At 61.8% G+C, this 16,714-nt stretch carries 13 protein-coding genes and 1 CRISPR repeat array; all 13 genes read right to left on the bottom strand.

What is annotated here, in order from left to right:
* Positions 1–59: 59 nt before the first annotated feature.
* Positions 60–3,458: a CRISPR direct-repeat array (repeat unit 37 nt; unit sequence GTTTCAATCCGCGGCCGGGCCGAAGCCCGGCCGAGAC).
* Between the two features lie 177 nt (positions 3,459–3,635).
* The 13 genes from cas2 to GSQ89_RS34560 all read right to left on the bottom strand — a co-directional run bounded on the left by cas2 (position 3,636) and on the right by GSQ89_RS34560 (position 16,422).
* Positions 3,636–3,929, bottom strand: coding sequence for a CRISPR-associated endonuclease Cas2 (gene cas2, locus GSQ89_RS34620; protein ID WP_158932665.1), 294 nt, complete (start codon positions 3,927–3,929; stop codon positions 3,636–3,638).
* 4 nt (positions 3,930–3,933) lie between these two features.
* Entirely contained in the window at positions 3,934–4,962 is a 1,029-nt protein-coding gene (gene cas1c / locus GSQ89_RS34615; protein WP_158932664.1) for a type I-C CRISPR-associated endonuclease Cas1c, read from the bottom strand.
* On the bottom strand, positions 4,947–5,561 hold the full coding sequence (gene cas4, locus GSQ89_RS34610) for a CRISPR-associated protein Cas4 (RefSeq protein ID WP_158932663.1): 615 nt from the start codon (positions 5,559–5,561) through the stop codon (positions 4,947–4,949). Before cas4 ends, cas1c begins: the two co-directional genes overlap by 16 nt.
* A gap of 29 nt (positions 5,562–5,590) precedes the next feature.
* The gene (gene cas7c / locus GSQ89_RS34605) at positions 5,591–6,448 is read right to left on the bottom strand and encodes a type I-C CRISPR-associated protein Cas7/Csd2 (protein WP_158932662.1); all 858 of its coding nucleotides are present in this window, start codon (positions 6,446–6,448) and stop codon (positions 5,591–5,593) included.
* Positions 6,445–8,391, bottom strand: coding sequence for a type I-C CRISPR-associated protein Cas8c/Csd1 (gene cas8c / locus GSQ89_RS34600; protein ID WP_158932661.1), 1,947 nt, complete (start codon positions 8,389–8,391; stop codon positions 6,445–6,447). Before cas8c ends, cas7c begins: the two co-directional genes overlap by 4 nt.
* A 1-nt stretch (position 8,392) precedes the next feature.
* Positions 8,393–9,109: a type I-C CRISPR-associated protein Cas5c gene (cas5c, locus tag GSQ89_RS34595; RefSeq protein WP_254073517.1), complete on the bottom strand. Its 717-nt coding sequence runs from the start codon at positions 9,107–9,109 to the stop codon at positions 8,393–8,395.
* Positions 9,102–11,594, bottom strand: coding sequence for a CRISPR-associated helicase Cas3' (gene cas3, locus GSQ89_RS34590; RefSeq protein WP_158932660.1), 2,493 nt, complete (start codon positions 11,592–11,594; stop codon positions 9,102–9,104). Before cas3 ends, cas5c begins: the two co-directional genes overlap by 8 nt.
* Positions 11,595–11,829: 235 nt before the next feature.
* On the bottom strand, positions 11,830–12,144 hold the full coding sequence (locus GSQ89_RS34585) for a helix-turn-helix domain-containing protein (RefSeq protein ID WP_158932659.1): 315 nt from the start codon (positions 12,142–12,144) through the stop codon (positions 11,830–11,832).
* Positions 12,141–12,464: a type II toxin-antitoxin system RelE/ParE family toxin gene (locus GSQ89_RS34580; RefSeq protein ID WP_158932658.1), complete on the bottom strand. Its 324-nt coding sequence runs from the start codon at positions 12,462–12,464 to the stop codon at positions 12,141–12,143. The genes GSQ89_RS34585 and GSQ89_RS34580 overlap by 4 nt, the downstream gene beginning before the upstream one ends.
* Before the next feature lie 342 nt (positions 12,465–12,806).
* The gene (locus GSQ89_RS34575; RefSeq protein WP_216856554.1) at positions 12,807–13,607 is read right to left on the bottom strand and encodes a nucleotidyl transferase AbiEii/AbiGii toxin family protein; all 801 of its coding nucleotides are present in this window, start codon (positions 13,605–13,607) and stop codon (positions 12,807–12,809) included.
* Positions 13,608–13,698: 91 nt separating this feature from the next.
* Complete coding sequence (locus tag GSQ89_RS34570; RefSeq protein WP_158932657.1) at positions 13,699–14,610, bottom strand: hypothetical protein; 912 nt, start codon at positions 14,608–14,610, stop codon at positions 13,699–13,701.
* Between the two features lie 175 nt (positions 14,611–14,785).
* Complete coding sequence (locus GSQ89_RS34565; RefSeq protein WP_158932656.1) at positions 14,786–15,589, bottom strand: hypothetical protein; 804 nt, start codon at positions 15,587–15,589, stop codon at positions 14,786–14,788.
* Entirely contained in the window at positions 15,586–16,422 is an 837-nt protein-coding gene (locus tag GSQ89_RS34560) for a DUF4417 domain-containing protein (RefSeq protein WP_158932655.1), read from the bottom strand. The genes GSQ89_RS34565 and GSQ89_RS34560 overlap by 4 nt, the downstream gene beginning before the upstream one ends.
* Between the last annotated feature and the right edge of the window lie 292 nt (positions 16,423–16,714).

Raw genomic sequence — 16,714 nt, 5'->3', positions numbered from 1 at the left:
GGCCGGGCCGAAGCCCGGCCGAGACGCTATCTTGCTCGCATGGTCCAGCGATAACAGCAGTTTCAATCCGCGGCCGGGCCGAAGCCCGGCCGAGACGCTATCTTGCTCGCATGGTCCAGCGATAACAGCAGTTTCAATCCGCGGCCGGGCCGAAGCCCGGCCGAGACCCAGTCGCGGCCTTCGTCAATGGCGGCAAGGAAGCGTTTCAATCCGCGGCCGGGCCGAAGCCCGGCCGAGACCCAAGTTGCTCCGACTGGCAGACTGCTTGTCGACGTTTCAATCCGCGGCCGGGCCGAAGCCCGGCCGAGACGCTATCTTGCTCGCATGGTCCAGCGATAACAGCAGTTTCAATCCGCGGCCGGGCCGAAGCCCGGCCGAGACTCCTTGGTTTTGTCCAGACGTCGGCCGGCACGCTGGTTTCAATCCGCGGCCGGGCCGAAGCCCGGCCGAGACGTGTAGCGGCGGGAACCGCGCAAGTCGCCGCGAATGTTTCAATCCGCGGCCGGGCCGAAGCCCGGCCGAGACCTTAGCCGGCCGCGAAGCCGGTGGCGATGATGGTGTTTCAATCCGCGGCCGGGCCGAAGTCCGGCCGAGACGGTAGAACAGAGGATAGAACGGCAAGCCAGGTGTGTTTCAATCCGCGGCCGGGCCGAAGCCCGGCCGAGACATGATCGGGTCACACAGTCAGGAAAAGTATCGTATGTTTCAATCCGCGGCCGGGCCGAAGCCCGGCCGAGACCCATGCTGCTCTTTGCCGGCCGCACCATCGAAGGGTTTCAATCCGCGGCCGGGCCGAAGCCCGGCCGAGACTGATCCCTGGCGGGTCGGCCCTAGTGTCTGTGGTGTTTCAATCCGCGGCCGGGCCGAAGCCCGGCCGAGACGAGCGCAAGCACGACCGGACGCCGCAGATGCTCCGGTTTCAATCCGCGGCCGGGCCGAAGCCCGGCCGAGACAATCCCTTGAGGGGTTTGATATCGCCTGGGTAGAGGTTTCAATCCGCGGCCGGGCCGAAGCCCGGCCGAGACTCTCGGACACGTCTACCACGCCGCCGCCGTTGACGTTTCAATCCGCGGCCGGGCCGAAGCCCGGCCGAGACGGTTCGAGGCGCAGCCCGGTGTCGTCGACAATAAGTTTCAATCCGCGGCCGGGCCGAAGCCCGGCCGAGACGACGACGTGTTCGTGCGGAAGGCGTGGGCACAGAAGTTTCAATCCGCGGCCGGGCCGAAGCCCGGCCGAGACAATGATGTTGGTATAGTGCCCTTCGTCGGTCAGGTTTCAATCCGCGGCCGGGCCGAAGCCCGGCCGAGACCCGGCGTGCTGGTGCCGGACGGCACCGCGTAGGTGTTTCAATCCGCGGCCGGGCCGAAGCCCGGCCGAGACGCACCTGTCCGTTGCCGAGCCGGATGCCGGACTTGTTTCAATCCGCGGCCGGGCCGAAGCCCGGCCGAGACCTCTTGCTGCGAGTGTTGGCGACGATGGAATTGGGTTTCAATCCGCGGCCGGGCCGAAGCCCGGCCGAGACTCACGATGTATTATTGGGTGCCGCTCGCCTACGGGGTTTCAATCCGCGGCCGGGCCGAAGCCCGGCCGAGACGGCAACACGGTGAGCGCGCCGTCATCGCGGAAGGCGTTTCAATCCGCGGCCGGGCCGAAGCCCGGCCGAGACGCCGCAGTGACGGACATCCCGCAGGAGCGGTTGGGTTTCAATCCGCGGCCGGGCCGAAGCCCGGCCGAGACTCGGCGGTGACCGCTGAGCCGTCCGAGAGGGTCGTGTTTCAATCCGCGGCCGGGCCGAAGCCCGGCCGAGACGATAGGTCCAGCCGATGCGGTCGAGGCGTTGGGCGTTTCAATCCGCGGCCGGGCCGAAGCCCGGCCGAGACGCTTTACACGTCCGATCCGCGGCAGATGTCATTCGTTTCAATCCGCGGCCGGGCCGAAGCCCGGCCGAGACGGAAGCTGCAGTGTACTTCGCCGGCTTCACCACCCGTTTCAATCCGCGGCCGGGCCGAAGCCCGGCCGAGACTTTGGCATGGCTGGGTGAAGAATGGCGATGCGACGTGTTTCAATCCGCGGCCGGGCCGAAGCCCGGCCGAGACGGACACTGATCGACCCTGCGAACGTTGAGCACATGTTTCAATCCGCGGCCGGGCCGAAGCCCGGCCGAGACTTTGGCGCCACCTTCACCGGCACCGCGTCCGGCGCGTTTCAATCCGCGGCCGGGCCGAAGCCCGGCCGAGACGCCAGGACCGTGCCGCGTGGTACTTGGCGCAGCGCGTTTCAATCCGCGGCCGGGCCGAAGCCCGGCCGAGACATTGCGGCTGTTGTGTGCCTGCATGGGACTATCAGGTTTCAATCCGCGGCCGGGCCGAAGCCCGGCCGAGACCTATGAGCATGTGGCCCAGGTTAACGTCCCACTTGTTTCAATCCGCGGCCGGGCCGAAGCCCGGCCGAGACCACGGAGCAGCGCCGCGTCGCGGTCGTGCCCCAGGTTTCAATCCGCGGCCGGGCCGAAGCCCGGCCGAGACGATGTCGTCCCGCGTCTTGCAGCACAAGGCGGTTTGTTTCAATCCGCGGCCGGGCCGAAGCCCGGCCGAGACCGCATAGCGACGCACAGCCACGCTAAGGCACAGACGTTTCAATCCGCGGCCGGGCCGAAGCCCGGCCGAGACCTCAGCCGCCGGCGGCTTTCGCGTTCCATGTCCTCGTTTCAATCCGCGGCCGGGCCGAAGCCCGGCCGAGACGTAGTCCTCGCTGAACTTTCTGGCCGCCGCCAAATGTTTCAATCCGCGGCCGGGCCGAAGCCCGGCCGAGACCGCAAGCACATCACGACCCGGTATCCGAACCGAAAGTTTCAATCCGCGGCCGGGCCGAAGCCCGGCCGAGACGCGGACGGCGCAAAGGCGGAGGCCCCGAAGCCATGTTTCAATCCGCGGCCGGGCCGAAGCCCGGCCGAGACTTGCGCGGGACGGATCGAGGGACGCAGCTTCATCGGTTTCAATCCGCGGCCGGGCCGAAGCCCGGCCGAGACGAGCCGCTGCGGCCGAAGCACTGTTGCAGGCTAAGGTTTCAATCCGCGGCCGGGCCGAAGCCCGGCCGAGACTCCGATCGTCCAGCAACCGCTGACATCTCAAACGAGTTTCAATCCGCGGCCGGGCCGAAGCCCGGCCGAGACGGCGCGATCATCTCGCCCTCCGTCACCACCATCCTGTTTCAATCCGCGGCCGGGCCGAAGCCCGGCCGAGACGAGTGCAGCCTGTGTCGTGCTGACCGGATCGAGCGGTTTCAATCCGCGGCCGGGCCGAAGCCCGGCCGAGACGCTGGTTTCTTCGGATGGTTTGGAATCGGAATAAGTTTCAATCCGCGGCCGGGCCGAAGCCCGGCCGAGACACGTGCGAAAGAAGGACGGCAAGATTGAATACGCGTTTCAATCCGCGGCCGGGCCGAAGCCCGGCCGAGACGCCCCGTGCGCTTTTCCTAGCCATTTCAAGCAGATAACTTGGCAGGTTCGCGAGCGGGGAGTGTCGAGTTCTCAAGACCTGGTTCACAAGGGTCAAAGAGCATCTGCACCATTGATTCATAAGCGTAAATCCACCGTGCGGACTACTGGGCAATTTGCCACAGCTTGAGGTTCGCGCCTAGAAAACAAGTGGAGCATCAGGATCGCGCCACGTCTCGCGGCCGAACACGCGCACCGCGGTCGTCCGCTCTGCCGGAAGACGATAGATGCGTAGGCTGTCATGCTGGCCATTGATTTCGCCGGTCGCCCGCGCCAGGAACGTCTCGAACAGGGTATCGTCCAATCGGCACTCAAACACCGAAAGCTGCACTCGTTGGCCATAGTCCTCGCATACTTTGGCAACGCGGCGCAATCGGCGCCGCCCCTCGCGGGTGGTCGTCTCAACATCGTAGCTTACCAGATAGTCCGCCATGATCTCACCGTGGGACAAACGGCGTATAGGCCGGAGTATCGCCGCGAATAGCTCGTGCCAAGATGCGCGCTTGCAACAGGGGCGCTAAGCCAAGCGGCATCGGCTCGGCCAGCAGAGGATGCGCCAATTCATCCTGCTTGCGCCGTTGATAGGCGGCGAGAACATCCTTTCGCGCACGCTCGGACAACTCCACTGCCCCTCCCTCTCGCCGTGAAAAATCCGTCGGCTGGACTTGCCGGCGGTTGATCAGCGCGAATGCCACGCGATCCGCCATCAGGGGGCGGAATTCCTCCATCAGATCAAGCGCCAGTGACGGCCGGCCCGGGCGTAGCGCATGCAGGAAGCCGATCTGTGGGTCGAGGCCCGCAGCTTCCACCGCTGACACGCAGTCATTAGTCAGTAATGCATAGAGGAATGATAGCAACGCATTGACGGGGTCAAGCGGTGGGCGGCGGTTACGACCGTTCCATTTGAATTCAGGATCGGGCACTCGCAGCAAATTCGGTATCATGTCGAAATACACTGCGGCTGCCTCGCCCTCCGCACCGCGAAGCCTGTCGAGATCGCCAGCCAGAGACGCATCGTAGAGGCAGCGTTCCAGCCGAGCGGCGGCGATGCGCAAGGCAGCCGCTGCTTCCTCCGACGCATCGCGCGCCGCCCGCAAAAGATATAGCCGCGCATTCTGTACTTTGCCCGCGACCGAGCCGCGCGCCAGTGCCAGCGTGGCGTTCGGGTCGTCCACCGCACGATGCTGCGCGCGACGCAGCAGCACGTTGCCGGAGCGCGGGCCTTCCATCCGCGCTCTAAATCGCCCGTACTCGGTCATCCACACGAAAGCGCGGCCGTCATCTGCGCATCGCGCCAGTAGGTGTGGGCTGGTCATGACATTGCCGAATGCCACCACGGCGCCCAGGTGGTGCAGTGGCATCTTGAGTTTTTCGACACGCTCCACCTCCGCCACCACCGTCTCGCCTTGCAAACGAAGATAGGTGCCCTGAGTCTGCACGTAGAGTGTGTTCAAAAGCTCGCGCATGCTGCCTCCGGAGCCGGGGTGAACAGATCAGCCGGTCGCGCCGGCAGTTCAGGCAAGCATAGGTGCAGAAGTGAACAGTCCTTGCATCGTGCGTCATACACCGGTGGCGGCAGGGTGCGGGATGCGAGCATGGCAGCGATGTCCGCTACTGTGCGGCCCACCGTCGCGCGCAGCGCAGCGGTGAACACGACCGGACGGCGCCTGCGGTCGGGGGCATGGAAGATAGCGCCTTCCGGGACCGAGCAGCCGAACATTTCCTCCAGACAGAGTGCCTGGGCACAGAGTTGGAGATCATCGGCCGCGCGGGCCTTGCGGCGGCCGGATTTGTATTCTACCGGAACAATTCGCCCGTCCTGATGGAACTCCACCGCGTCCGCTCGGCCGGACAGGTTGAGCCGGCGGGAGAACAGCGGCAGTGCGCGCTCCACGCGGATGTCGCCGCGCAGATCGCTGCCGGGTTGGTCGACGCGTTCGTGCAGGATGTTGCCGCGCATGGTGAACGGGTTGTCCGACCACACGTCGTCGAGATGGATCAGTGCCGCTTGGCGCGGGCAGTAGCTCCAGTGCTGGAGGGCGCTGATCGCTATGGGATCGATCATGACGGTACCATGGTATCGCTGCTACCGTGTCAGAAGCCGTCGATAATCTCTTCGGTGAGACCATCGATTTTGGTGACCGTGACGTTTCCTTCAGAATCGACCGCCAGTGACCGATGCACTTTGGCCGACGAGCACAGGCCGGACTTGCTGGGATGTTGCCACCAAACGAGCTTTAGCACCTCCATGCTGCCCTCGGGTCGGGCAGCGGAGGCATCATTCTCCAACAATTTCGGCAGAATGGCTTTGAGTACCGCCGCGTCCGCGCCGCTGAAGCTGGTTCGTTCCGCAAGCTGCGGGTTGATGCTGCCGAAGCTGAGATAGATGCCGTGATCGACTCGGTGCTTCATACCCATTGTATCCGAGCCGCGCTTGGTACCGTCACCCTCACCGCTGACGCTCTTGGTGATCTGTGTGCTCGTGATCTCAACGGGCTGAATGCTGAAAGCGGATTGCAGCGTCACCGGGCCGCGGATCCCGATCGAGATGCCGGTATCGCTCTCGCTGTCGTCGCCGACGTCGGCTTTGGCTTTGGACTTTTTAGCGGCCTTGATCGCAAAGAGATTGCCGAAGGCGCGGACATCGAACCAGGCTTGACAAGCCAACGCCACCGTCTCTGGTCCGCCCAGCTTGGAGCCAAGGACCGCCTTGGCTCTTTCCGCAAGGCTACGGTGCTCGTCGATTCGACGATCATCTGACTGCACATAGATTGCCTCGCCGCTCTCCTGCAACCGGTCACGCAGCTTGCGCTTGAGACAGACATCAGTAATTTCGCCGATGCCGTCATAGCTCGTCCGGGGACGATTGCCGTTGAGCGGATCGCCATTGGGATTGGCATTAGCGACGCGCAAAACCAGCGCAAAATCTATTTTGTACTGTAGGACAGTCATGAAGTTTCCTCCGAATCGGATAAGGCAAGGTATTCGGGTGAGTTCGCAGAGGGCTTTGGCGCGCTCAGATTGGCACGCTGGCAGTGGTATCCCAGCAGGAATTCGGCGGTCAGTTTCCGGTCATTGGTGAAATCATCACCTTGAAACTGCCCAAAGATTTGGTCGATTTGCTGCTCCAGCAGATGTAAATAACCTGGGCTGCGGCTACGCAGGCGAGATCTGGACGGCCCGAGCTGACTGTTGATCTGCCGCCAGGTGCTGGACGGGTGATCGGCAAAGCGCTGCATCAATTTGGCCGCGTTGGTATCGCGCTGTTCTCCGGCGAGGCGTAGGGCGCGCTGTTCGATATGGTCGGCGTAGGAGAGCAGGCGGCCGAACAGATAGTCACGGCTGTTGCGATCAGGCTCCAGCGCCATGGCAAAGTTTCCTTGCTTCAGTTGATGGTGATACCCGCGGAACAAAGCGCAGGCGACGCCGAGTGTCCTTTCCCAGTCCCAAACCTCCAACCCAATACGACGTGACGCGCGTCGGAAGGTCGCTTCGACGAGATCCCGCGGTATGGGTTGACCATCGACCAGACAAGGCAACAGTCGCTCCACACAGGCCTTGCGCAGTCGGTCGTCCACACCCGGACCATAGGCGGCCTCGGCAATATCGCGGGGCGTTGGCGCACCGATGAATTTCCGGTCCTTGCCGAACTTCTGATGCCACGCGAACCACTCGTGCCAGGCTTCGATGCGGTTGAGGAATTCGGCGCCGCCGAACTCCCGATAAAAGACGATGGACAGGCGACCCGGCGTTGCCGAATCAAGCGCCATGACAATGATGCTGGCCGACGGTGGCAGATGTGACAGATACCCGGCTATCTTTAGCTTGAGGGCCAGGGCATAGGCTTGTCCGGCATCGCCCTCATAGGCAGTTTCGGCGGGTGCCTCCCTGATCCCGAACAGGGTGAACGGATCAGCAAGCGGATCCGGAATCTCCTGCCCGCCCACGGACCAGGAGACGACGACCTGGTCGCCATTTCGGTGGGCCTGTCTGCCGATCAGCCAGCGCAGGGCAAGGTGCGCCTTTTGGGACGCCCCATAACCGATAGTGCATGCCTGATCGCCCGAATCGTCGGTAAATCGACCGCGGAATGTAAAGCCCGATTTGTCGTTGGAGCTGATCAGCTTGGCACCGTCGCCCGGATGGCGAAGACGCTTCGGATGGCTTCCGGCCAGTGCTACCCCGGCTTCGCCGGAAGCCATGCATAGACCCTCTTGCTGCATCTGCGAGGCATTGAATCGGACCCATGCGGATTGCAGATCGGGATCACCGGCGACCATCTGACTCCCACCATCAACAACATGCCGGTAGGCAATCGTCGATGCTGGGTCATGGAGAATCTCGACCTGCCAACGGATAAATGCGTTGCCCTGATCGGTATTGCCGGCGGGCAGAAATCGGAAAATGTCCGGCTTCGGTGCGCCGGCCGGCCATTGAGTTAGCAACGTGCCGTCACTATCGAGATAGAGTAGCTGTTCCCTGACCAGATCACTGACCACCCTGCCGCGCCGGACGTAGTCGAGCACCGCTTGTGCCTTCGGGTGAGCGAAGGGTGACACGCACCAGGCGGTTAGCTGTTCGAGATACTCGGTATGAAACGAGGGCTTGGCACCACCATGGGTGGGATAATCGGCCGCGACATACTGGATCTTGTCGCAGAACGGATGGGGCGGCGGCTTGGTGCCAACACGACCGGCTGACTCTTCCGTGGCAGGGATGAGCGCTTCTTCCTTTTGCAGGATGCGGGCGCGTCGGAAATTGCCGTGTTCGTCGATGACGATTTCGATATGCGCCTGCTGCGGCGTGTGGCTGATCGGCGGCAGCGAGTTCGCCGCAAACTGATCAGCACCGGCACAGACATCATAGGTCTCGATCAGTTTCTGCAACCAGCCCATGTCAGACCTCGCCCACCTCGGTGTCGGCGGCAAATTCGCTAGGCCCCAACCTGAAGTTTTTTGCATGCATCGGCCGAACGAACCGGCTGATCTTGCAATCTTCGGGACGGACGAAGCAGATAACCCCATTTACCATCTTCGGCATCCAGAAACGACTTCTCAACTCGTCCCTGCCGGTTTCATCGGGATAGCCAAAGCCGTGAAAGGTCAGGCCGAATGCTAGTTCGCCTGCCCCGTCATAGGCCCCCTCACCGCTGCCGTAGGCGCACGGCTCGGCATAACCCTGGCAATCCCGAGTCCCCAGAAAGATGTCCTGGCGCCCACCGCGCTCCAGCATTCGCCGGGCGATGGCGAGGTGCTTGGCGACACTCCGATCCTCGGCGAGTTCCACGCGATGCTCATTCCACTCGAAATGTGCCCGTACCTGATAGTCCACATCAGCCAGGAACGTGTAGATCGCCAGCGTATTGCCGCCATGGATCTCGCGCGGCTTCGTGCCCTTGGTCTGGGTACGGATCGGCTTCATTACGCGGACCTCATCGATCACCCAGGTCAGCGTCGGTTTCCAGTAGATCGACTTGACGACGCCTTTGAGCGCCTCATAGGTCGGGATGTGGTACGAACATTTTTCGCCGCCGACCCGGGTCACGGGATCGGTGAACAAGGCGTAGCGACCCCAGGTTCGAAATTCAATGCAGGTACGTTCCCGGTCAGACACTATACATCTCCATTGGCGAAACGGGTTTTTCGCTGAGTCCGAACGCCTCACTGTAATACTCGGTATGCAGGTAGTAAATACCGGTGTCCGTGTTTATCTCAGAAATCGCTCTAGCTTTTAGCAAAGTATCGAAGACATGCGAGAAGATATTGACCGAATATTGCTGAGCCAGACGCAACAGTCTGAACTCCTGTTCCGGGTTCACCGCACTACAAAGATCCGCCACCAGATTTTTGCCTTCAGTGCCAAATTGAATGATCACACCTCGCGGCGGCGCATCGATTGCCTTAAACGCAGCCCCTGCCGTCATGAAAGCCTGCCGCAGGAAGTTCGGCGGCGCGCTGCCGTGGCACTGCCGGTAAACATCCGCGGAGAGATTGTTGCCAGCCAGCAGCCTCAGCAGCGTGTCGTCGCGCTGAGCGTCAGTCGGCGAGACCGGATAGTCCATCTCATTGGCCCGCTGAAAGAAATAATAAGAAAAATACAAAGCCATGGCTTTGGGACCAAGTAGATCGCCGTCGAAGGCGGAAGGGTCCCGCGCGAATTCGTCCAGCAACCGCATCGTCATATCTCGGCCGACACGGATATCGATCAACCGGTCGATCCGCTCTTCGGCTGGGTTGATGACATGCACCCGACCCAGGACATGCCGCCCATTGCGGTTGCAGCGTCCCGCCGCCTGGGCGATCGAGTCCAAACCAGCGACATGGCGAATGACGGCGCCGAAATCGACATCGACACCGGCTTCGATCAGTTGTGTGCTGATGCACAACGTAGGTGCATTTTCCTCCAGGCGCTGGCGGATCTCGGCCAGGATGATTCGGCGATGCGCCGGACACATCGCCGTGCTCAGGTGGTAGATCACCTGATCGCCCCGCCTTGCACTGGCTTGATAAAGTGACAAGGCGGCCTTTCGGGTATTGACGATGACCAAGCAGCTATCGGTGTCGGCGATCTCGTCGGCAGCTAGTTGGGCCACATCGTCATCAGACCAGCCACCGGGGCGGCAGCGTGACCGGATTTCGACCCGCCTCAGCGCATCGAACAAGCCGTTTGCATCAGGCATGATTTCGTCGCTGGACTGAAAGCGCGCCGCACCCTTCTCGGAACTGACCGCATTCAGCAATGGCTGGGTTGCTGTACAGAGGATGACGCTGCTACCGCACTGCTCGACCAGAAAATTGATGGCGTTGTTGAACAAATGGATGCAGCGCAGCGGGACGGTTTGCGCCTCGTCGAAGATGATCGCCGACTTGGCCAGTTGGTGCATCCGGCGAGCGCCGCGGGAGCCCCCGCCGAACAGAGTTTCCAGTAGTTGGACGCTGGTGGTGAAGACCACCGGGGCATCCCAATTTTCCGACAGGATCTTGGCGCGCCAAGTCTGCTCCTCGGGCGTAAGATTGGAATGATGCTCCAGCACGATGGTGCCGGGTTCGATCCCGACGTCAGCCGGCTCCAGAATCCCTCGCACGATATCCGCGTTTTGGTCGATGATCGAGGTAAAGGGGATCACGTAGATCACCCGATCGAGGCGATGCCGCTTCGCATGGTGCAGAGCGAATCGTAGGCTCGCCAACGTCTTGCCGCCGCCGGTGGGGACCGTCAGGGTAAAGCAGCCCCGCTCACGATCCGCTGCCGCGCGGCAATGGTTGGAAATCTCCCGCCGCAGCCCGTCGATGGGATAGGAATCTTTGAACGCGCCGAGTTTGGCTTCCAGACGGCCAATCAATATGTCCCATGCCGGGTAATCGCCGTGATACCGCAACTGGCCCGCCCGAGGTTGTTCGAAGTCGGCCGTATCCGTGCGGTCGGCGTCGATCAGGCAACTGAACAGCATGCGAACCAGTAGCCCGACGTTAAAAGACACGATCGTCTTGCTGCCCCGGGCGCTCTTTTCGACATCAACGATCGCATTGATGATCCCCAAAAGGTCGTCCGTGAGATCGCAGCGGTGAATGAGCTCGTCCACCCGGCTCGCAATCCCAGGGTCGAGGTGCGTCACAGCCTCATCCAGGTGGGCGCTTCGCTCCGCCTTGCCGATCCGCCGGGCAAAATTGTCCTCACCATCCGTTCCCAGGCAATCGATCAATCCGGAATGGTGGGAGGCGATACAGAGTGCCAGCAATTGCCCGGCGATCCGACCATGCTGCCCAGCGTCAGCAAGGTTTCGCCAGATAAATTGCGCTCCTGCCGTCGAATGGTCGATTTTGCCCCGCAATCGACTTGAATCGACGAAGTCGTCGGCGTCTTGGTCGATCAGTCCGGTGGCGGAGGCCAGATAGTCCTGGAACTCTTTGCTGTACTTGCCGAGATCATGCAGCAAACCAAGAACCTCGCCAGCAGCGGCGAGGTTAAGTTTAGCTGCATTGCGGGCCGCCAAACGTCCGACCGACCGAAGATGATCCTCCAAGGTCTGGATCGTGCCGTCCGCTTCCCGCCGGTGGGCGATGCAGTGTCTCTGGTGTGCTCTCGGCGCCTCCGTCATCGGCACAGGTTCTTTCCACGATAAGTATCCATCCGAACTCGGACCAAATTTTCATGCCATAGCCCAGTACGTCTGGGTAGTCCTGTTGAGTACCAGAAGGCCGTTTCGTTAGGAGCTATGGGGCATTCGGTGCTGAGCATTCATTCGCCGATGCAGCAGCCATTGCACCGTGCTCTCGGAATCTCGGAGTCGAGTCCCGCCACACAGGCCTAAATCCTTGGGCCATCCGCATCCATCAGCGCGGGGCTTCCTGGCCGGGCTTTTCCGGCTCGAAGCTGATGCGCAGCTTCGTATGCGTGGCCTTGGCAAACCGTTCCAGCGTGCGGGTCGAAGGTAGGCCTCTGCCGCTTTCGAGGCGGGCGATGAACGCCTGCGTCGTGCCCATCGCTGCAGCCACCTGCTCCTGCGTCAGGTCCGCGTCGCCGCGTGCCTTGATCAAGGCGGAGGCGAGGGCAAATTCCTCTTCCAGTGCGTCATAGGCCGCCACATAGTCAGGATCTTTGCGCCACTCGTTGAACGCTTCCTCAACCGGAATGTATTGACGCCTCATATGACCTCCTTCGCCCTTCGTAGAGCCGTATCGATTTCCCGGCGCGGGGTTTTCTGTGTCTTCTTGGCAAAGACATGCACTACGACCACGCGTCGGCCTGTTGCCGTGACGTAGGCCGCGCGGGCGATGCCATCGCGACCCTTCATGCGCATCTCCCACACCGGGCCTTCCAGGTGTTTTACATAGGGCTCGCGCATCCGCTCTATGCCATGGACCTCAATCAGCGACACGATTCGCTCGAAGCTTCCCCTTATGTCTTTGGGGAAAGCACTGAGCGTCGCCATCACCCCATCGTCCAGGAATTCAACGCGCCACTTCATGTCCGTGTATATATCTTTTTCGGCATAATGCACAAGGGAAAGTGGTTGGCAATTAATTGGCCAGAACTTTGTATGGGGTTTTCGGTGTCAAACGGAAATCATGGTGTGCGTCCCTCATCTCGTTGGGCCTCAATCGCACCCGTAGGGTTGTTGAGGCTCCCTGATACAGAATTGCTAATTCTGTATCAGGGATGCGCCAGCGTCCCCTGCCCTGCCCCGCTTTCTGTGGACAACCCGGCCGCCAGGCTGGCAACGACCCCTGCCGCCTGTTACAAAATTCATATGAACGGTATCAAACAGCCTTCCGGGCACGCCGGCGGCATTCAGCTTTTCGACGCCTTATCAGGACGCCCACGGTAGGGAGCGGTAGAGGGCCTCGACCTTGGCGAAGCACAGGTCAAAGTCCGGCAGTTCGCCAATTTCCTGGCGGAGTGAGTTCCATTCGGCACGCGCGCGTTCGGCGATCCGCGGATCGCTTAGGGAATCGGCGGTCGGGATGATGCCGCGCGCGGTGCATTTTTCGTGGAATGATTCGAGGATCGTGGCGCGTTCGTCGTCATCCGGCGGGAAGCGTGTCACCAGGTGGGCGATGTCGTACACGTCCTGCCGCCTGTAGATTTTCTGCTGGCGGTGCTGATTCCGCACAACCTGTTGCAGCAGGGCTCGGAACTTCTCGGCAATCAGATCGGTCATGGCATAGGCCGAGAAAACCGGACCATCGATGCCGAGGCGGATCACTTCGATGTCGTGCACCGGTTCATTGAAGCTCACTTCAATATCGATAACATTCGGGGCTTGGCCGCTTATCAGCCGCCGCTCCCCTTGCCCGCGGCGGGTATAGGCGATTTTGACGTCGAGGGCGGGGAAGGATGTGCCGGGGCTGCCGAACGGGCGTGGACGTTCTTTGATCGTCTGGACCCGCAGCATCAGGTCGGGATAACCGAGCCGCGCCGTGGCGCGCGGCAGCGCCCGGTCAAGTTCTTCCCGGAGCTTCGCCGCCAGATCGGGCGATGCCGGCAGGTCGGTCGTGAAATCGACATCCGCTGTGCCGCGCGGGCTTTCATAGACCATGGCCATCAACGTGCCGCCCTTGAGGAATAGATGGCTGCCGTAGCCTGGGAGGCTGCCGATCGCCGTCAGCACCACCTCGGTCGCCTGCCGTTCGGCATAGACCAGAGGATCGCGCCGTGCCCGATCAATCCACGGCTTGATATCGACGGTTCTTGAATCGCTTTCAGACATTGATGGAGAGCATCCACTTCGCAGAATGGTCAGGGCTGAAAGCCTTGGTGGGATCGAGGACGCGGGCGCCGCCCCGCTGCGCAAATCTTACCCACCCCTGAACCCGTAGATCGTTACCAAGCCCCATCATATCATCAAGCAGGTAGCCGGCGCGCACTTTTACGATTGGCGATTCAACCTTGTCGACAGCCGCAATGACTTCCTGGAGGTAGATGCCCGCATGTTCGCGCCATACGTCAAGGACGTGCGCCATTCCTCCGCAATATTGCGGACGTTCAACGGTATCAACGAAAGTCTGTCCGATCGTCGCAAGGCGCGCATGAGAATCCCGCACCTGGAGCCACTGGCCCGGATGCTTGGTCTCATAAACAGAAATCTTGCGGCCTCGCACGGTCTCGGGATGGCGGATGAAAGCCAACTTCACCATCTCGTTCAGGGGAATTTCGGACAGCGGCGTGTTGTAGTCAGCCGCCATTCGCTGCTCGATCAGCGGCCGCGCAGCACTCGGCGGCGGCATTGTCAGGTGCAGCGCTTCCGGACGGCGATCCGTTAGGCCCCAGCGCTGCATGGCCGACAGGTGGGAAATATAACCGAACGGATTTGCAAGCGGGCACACCTCGTCGGCCGGACTCTCTCCGACCGGTAGTACCCTGAACACGCTGCGCCCATAGTCAGGATCAACCTCGATCCCGCCGGTGTCCGACAGGTTAGCTGTAAGCTTTCGCAGATTTCCGGTCGTCGGCGTATCCGCACGAAGATAGAGTTTTTGGCGGTTTTCCGGCGTAAAGAGGCGCCGCAATAGGAGAAAAAGCGTGTAGGGGGTGACCACCGCGCGCCTCTCCTGCATCAGCAAAGCAAGCACCGCGGCGGCCAGCTTGGTGCGCTGGATGGTCGGTGCCGCCATTATGTTTGCTATATGTTCCGACATAGCGTCCTGAGTTTGCAAGGAGAGTTCCTACATTGCCAGTTATCTTATATCCTAAGGATATAAGATAACTGGCAATGCCATAAGACATTCTAAGGGGAAAATAACCTTTGTCAAGAACTATAAATTTCTGACCGTGCTTACCTGTCGTACGTCAGAGAGCACAGACCACGGAGGCCACAAAGCCGGAAATCAGTACCTTCTCTGCGGTCTTGGCCGGTATGGTACCCGGGTTTACGCCATCAATGGTAAGCGCGTGATCTCCTGAGCGGAACCGCAACTCACCCTTCCGGTTTGCAAGGCCGCCGAACAACGGACGGAAACCCGCGCCATGGCTGGTGCCTTTTCCATATCGAGAAACCCCGTCCATCAACATCAGCCTGAGTGCCTCGGCGTGATCCGTCAGGTGCGCGTAGTCGGCACAGCTTTGAAGGCTTGGCAGCACGCCGCGGCCGCCGTCACTGACAACGAACTCGAACCGGCGCGCTGTGGCGCGATAAGCAGCCAGCCCGGAACCGGATGCGCCAGAGTGGTCGTAGACGTTTCCCTGGATCTCCTCGAAGGCTCCAACAAGCTGCGCCGCCAGCTTTCGCGGAAAGCCCACGGTATGGGCGGCGCGCTGCGCTTCCAGCTTGAAGGTGTTCTCTTCGGTCTCATCGTCCGGCTGGATCGGCCGCATTCGCAGGAAGCCGAGATGTCGTTCTCGGCATGTCCAGATCGTCCGCCCCTCGCCGAGCGCGTTGCCCAAGCCCGCGGCATCGTCCAGCGCAAGCCAGTTCGCCCGGCTCGGAGGCGGCAGCAGCCCAGACGTTGAGAGCCGTGCGAGCTCAAGCACAGGACCCAGCGCATGAAGCCTGAAGGCTCCGTCCGCGAGCGGCTTGAGACGATCCCGGGCGGCTGCGAAGCAGAGGCCGTCCAGCGCCGCGAAGGTGAAGGGGGCCGGCTCCGGCAAGTTCATGCCCTGCCGATGGCCCCGTTGGCGACAGCAGCGGCCAGGAGATTCTCGATCCGCAAGCGGTTGGCCAGGATGTTCCCTGCCAGCAGTTCGTCGAGGGGAGCCCCCTTCTCAGTCGGTGCCGCGCGCCGGCGGATCGAGGTGTTGCCTCTCAGCACCGCCTCCTGGCGCTTCATCGCCCACATGAATGAGTCCGTCTCCAGCACGGTCACGCCGGCGAAAGCGGCGATGAAGCCTCCAAGCTGGTCGGTGCCGCCGCGAACAACCAGATGCAGCGGCCGCCCGACATCGCGGGCGAGGCCACACAGCCAGACCGCATGGTCCCGCCGTCTCTTTGCCCAGCGCGTTCCGGTGGTGAATTCGTAAGCGACGTGCGTCACCTCTTCCCGCGCCACGATGAATTCCGCCCACCGCTTGAAGTCGGTGTCCGTGCGTCCGTTGACGTGCAGCGCTGTCGGCACGCCCTCGCCGATCATCTCGGAATGCACCAGGCCAATCCGCTTGATGGCGTAAAGATCATCCCAGCGCGGTACATTGACCGTGAGGCTGTAGTTTGGCGTTGTCATGAAACACGCGCCGGCGCGGCGCATCGTCCGGATCGCTTCGGCCCGCTGATTCATTCCCAATCCCCACCACCGCTCGATGGGGGCGTCTTCGCCGATCCCGGTCAAAAGAATCTGCGTTTCGGGAGCGAGGCGATAATGAGTCCTCAGTCCGGTCGCCGATCGGAAGCGCGCTTCGCCTGACCGGCGGCTGAACATGGCGCAGAGCGGTAATGCCGCAAATCCCGGCGACACCACGCCGATCCGGCTGCTGCCATGGTAGAGAATCGGCATCACCCGCGGCAGCTCAGGCGCATCGAGCCGTGGTCCGCGCGGGACGTTCGCCAGATCAAAGGTGCGAACCTCCCAAACCCGGTCCGCATAGTGTGGGTTGGCTGGGCACACCGATCCGCACTTGTCCGGCTTTCCGCAGCAATAGGTCAAGCAATCGAAGTAGGGAGCGGCGACACAGACACCGCCGCACAACGTCTTGTCAGGACAAGTCTGACATCCCAGAGCAGGCGGATTCCGGCGCTCATCGTGCCAGAGCTGGCGAATGCGCCGCGGAGCATGCTTCGAGGCCGGC

Origin of the sequence: Acidisphaera sp. S103 (assembly GCF_009765975.1) — a bacterium.
Lineage (GTDB): Bacteria > Pseudomonadota > Alphaproteobacteria > Acetobacterales > Acetobacteraceae > Rhodopila.
Note: the sequence above shows the minus strand (reverse complement) of the source record. Positions and strands in the feature narration are given on the sequence as shown.

Excerpts from the sequence above, each read along its gene's own strand:
- cas2 (WP_158932665.1), bottom strand. The coding sequence starts at position 3,929 with ATGGCGGACTATCTGGTAAGCTACGATGTTGAGACGACCACCCGCGAG.
- cas1c (WP_158932664.1), bottom strand. The coding sequence starts at position 4,962 with ATGCGCGAGCTTTTGAACACACTCTACGTGCAGACTCAGGGCACCTAT.
- cas4 (WP_158932663.1), bottom strand. The coding sequence starts at position 5,561 with ATGATCGATCCCATAGCGATCAGCGCCCTCCAGCACTGGAGCTACTGC.
- cas7c (WP_158932662.1), bottom strand. The coding sequence starts at position 6,448 with ATGACTGTCCTACAGTACAAAATAGATTTTGCGCTGGTTTTGCGCGTC.
- cas8c (WP_158932661.1), bottom strand. The coding sequence starts at position 8,391 with ATGGGCTGGTTGCAGAAACTGATCGAGACCTATGATGTCTGTGCCGGT.
- cas3 (WP_158932660.1), bottom strand. The coding sequence starts at position 11,594 with ATGACGGAGGCGCCGAGAGCACACCAGAGACACTGCATCGCCCACCGG.
- GSQ89_RS34585 (WP_158932659.1), bottom strand. The coding sequence starts at position 12,144 with ATGAGGCGTCAATACATTCCGGTTGAGGAAGCGTTCAACGAGTGGCGC.
- GSQ89_RS34580 (WP_158932658.1), bottom strand. The coding sequence starts at position 12,464 with ATGAAGTGGCGCGTTGAATTCCTGGACGATGGGGTGATGGCGACGCTC.
- GSQ89_RS34570 (WP_158932657.1), bottom strand. The coding sequence starts at position 14,610 with ATGGCGGCACCGACCATCCAGCGCACCAAGCTGGCCGCCGCGGTGCTT.
- GSQ89_RS34565 (WP_158932656.1), bottom strand. The coding sequence starts at position 15,589 with ATGAACTTGCCGGAGCCGGCCCCCTTCACCTTCGCGGCGCTGGACGGC.
- GSQ89_RS34560 (WP_158932655.1), bottom strand. The coding sequence starts at position 16,422 with ATGCCGATTCTCTACCATGGCAGCAGCCGGATCGGCGTGGTGTCGCCG.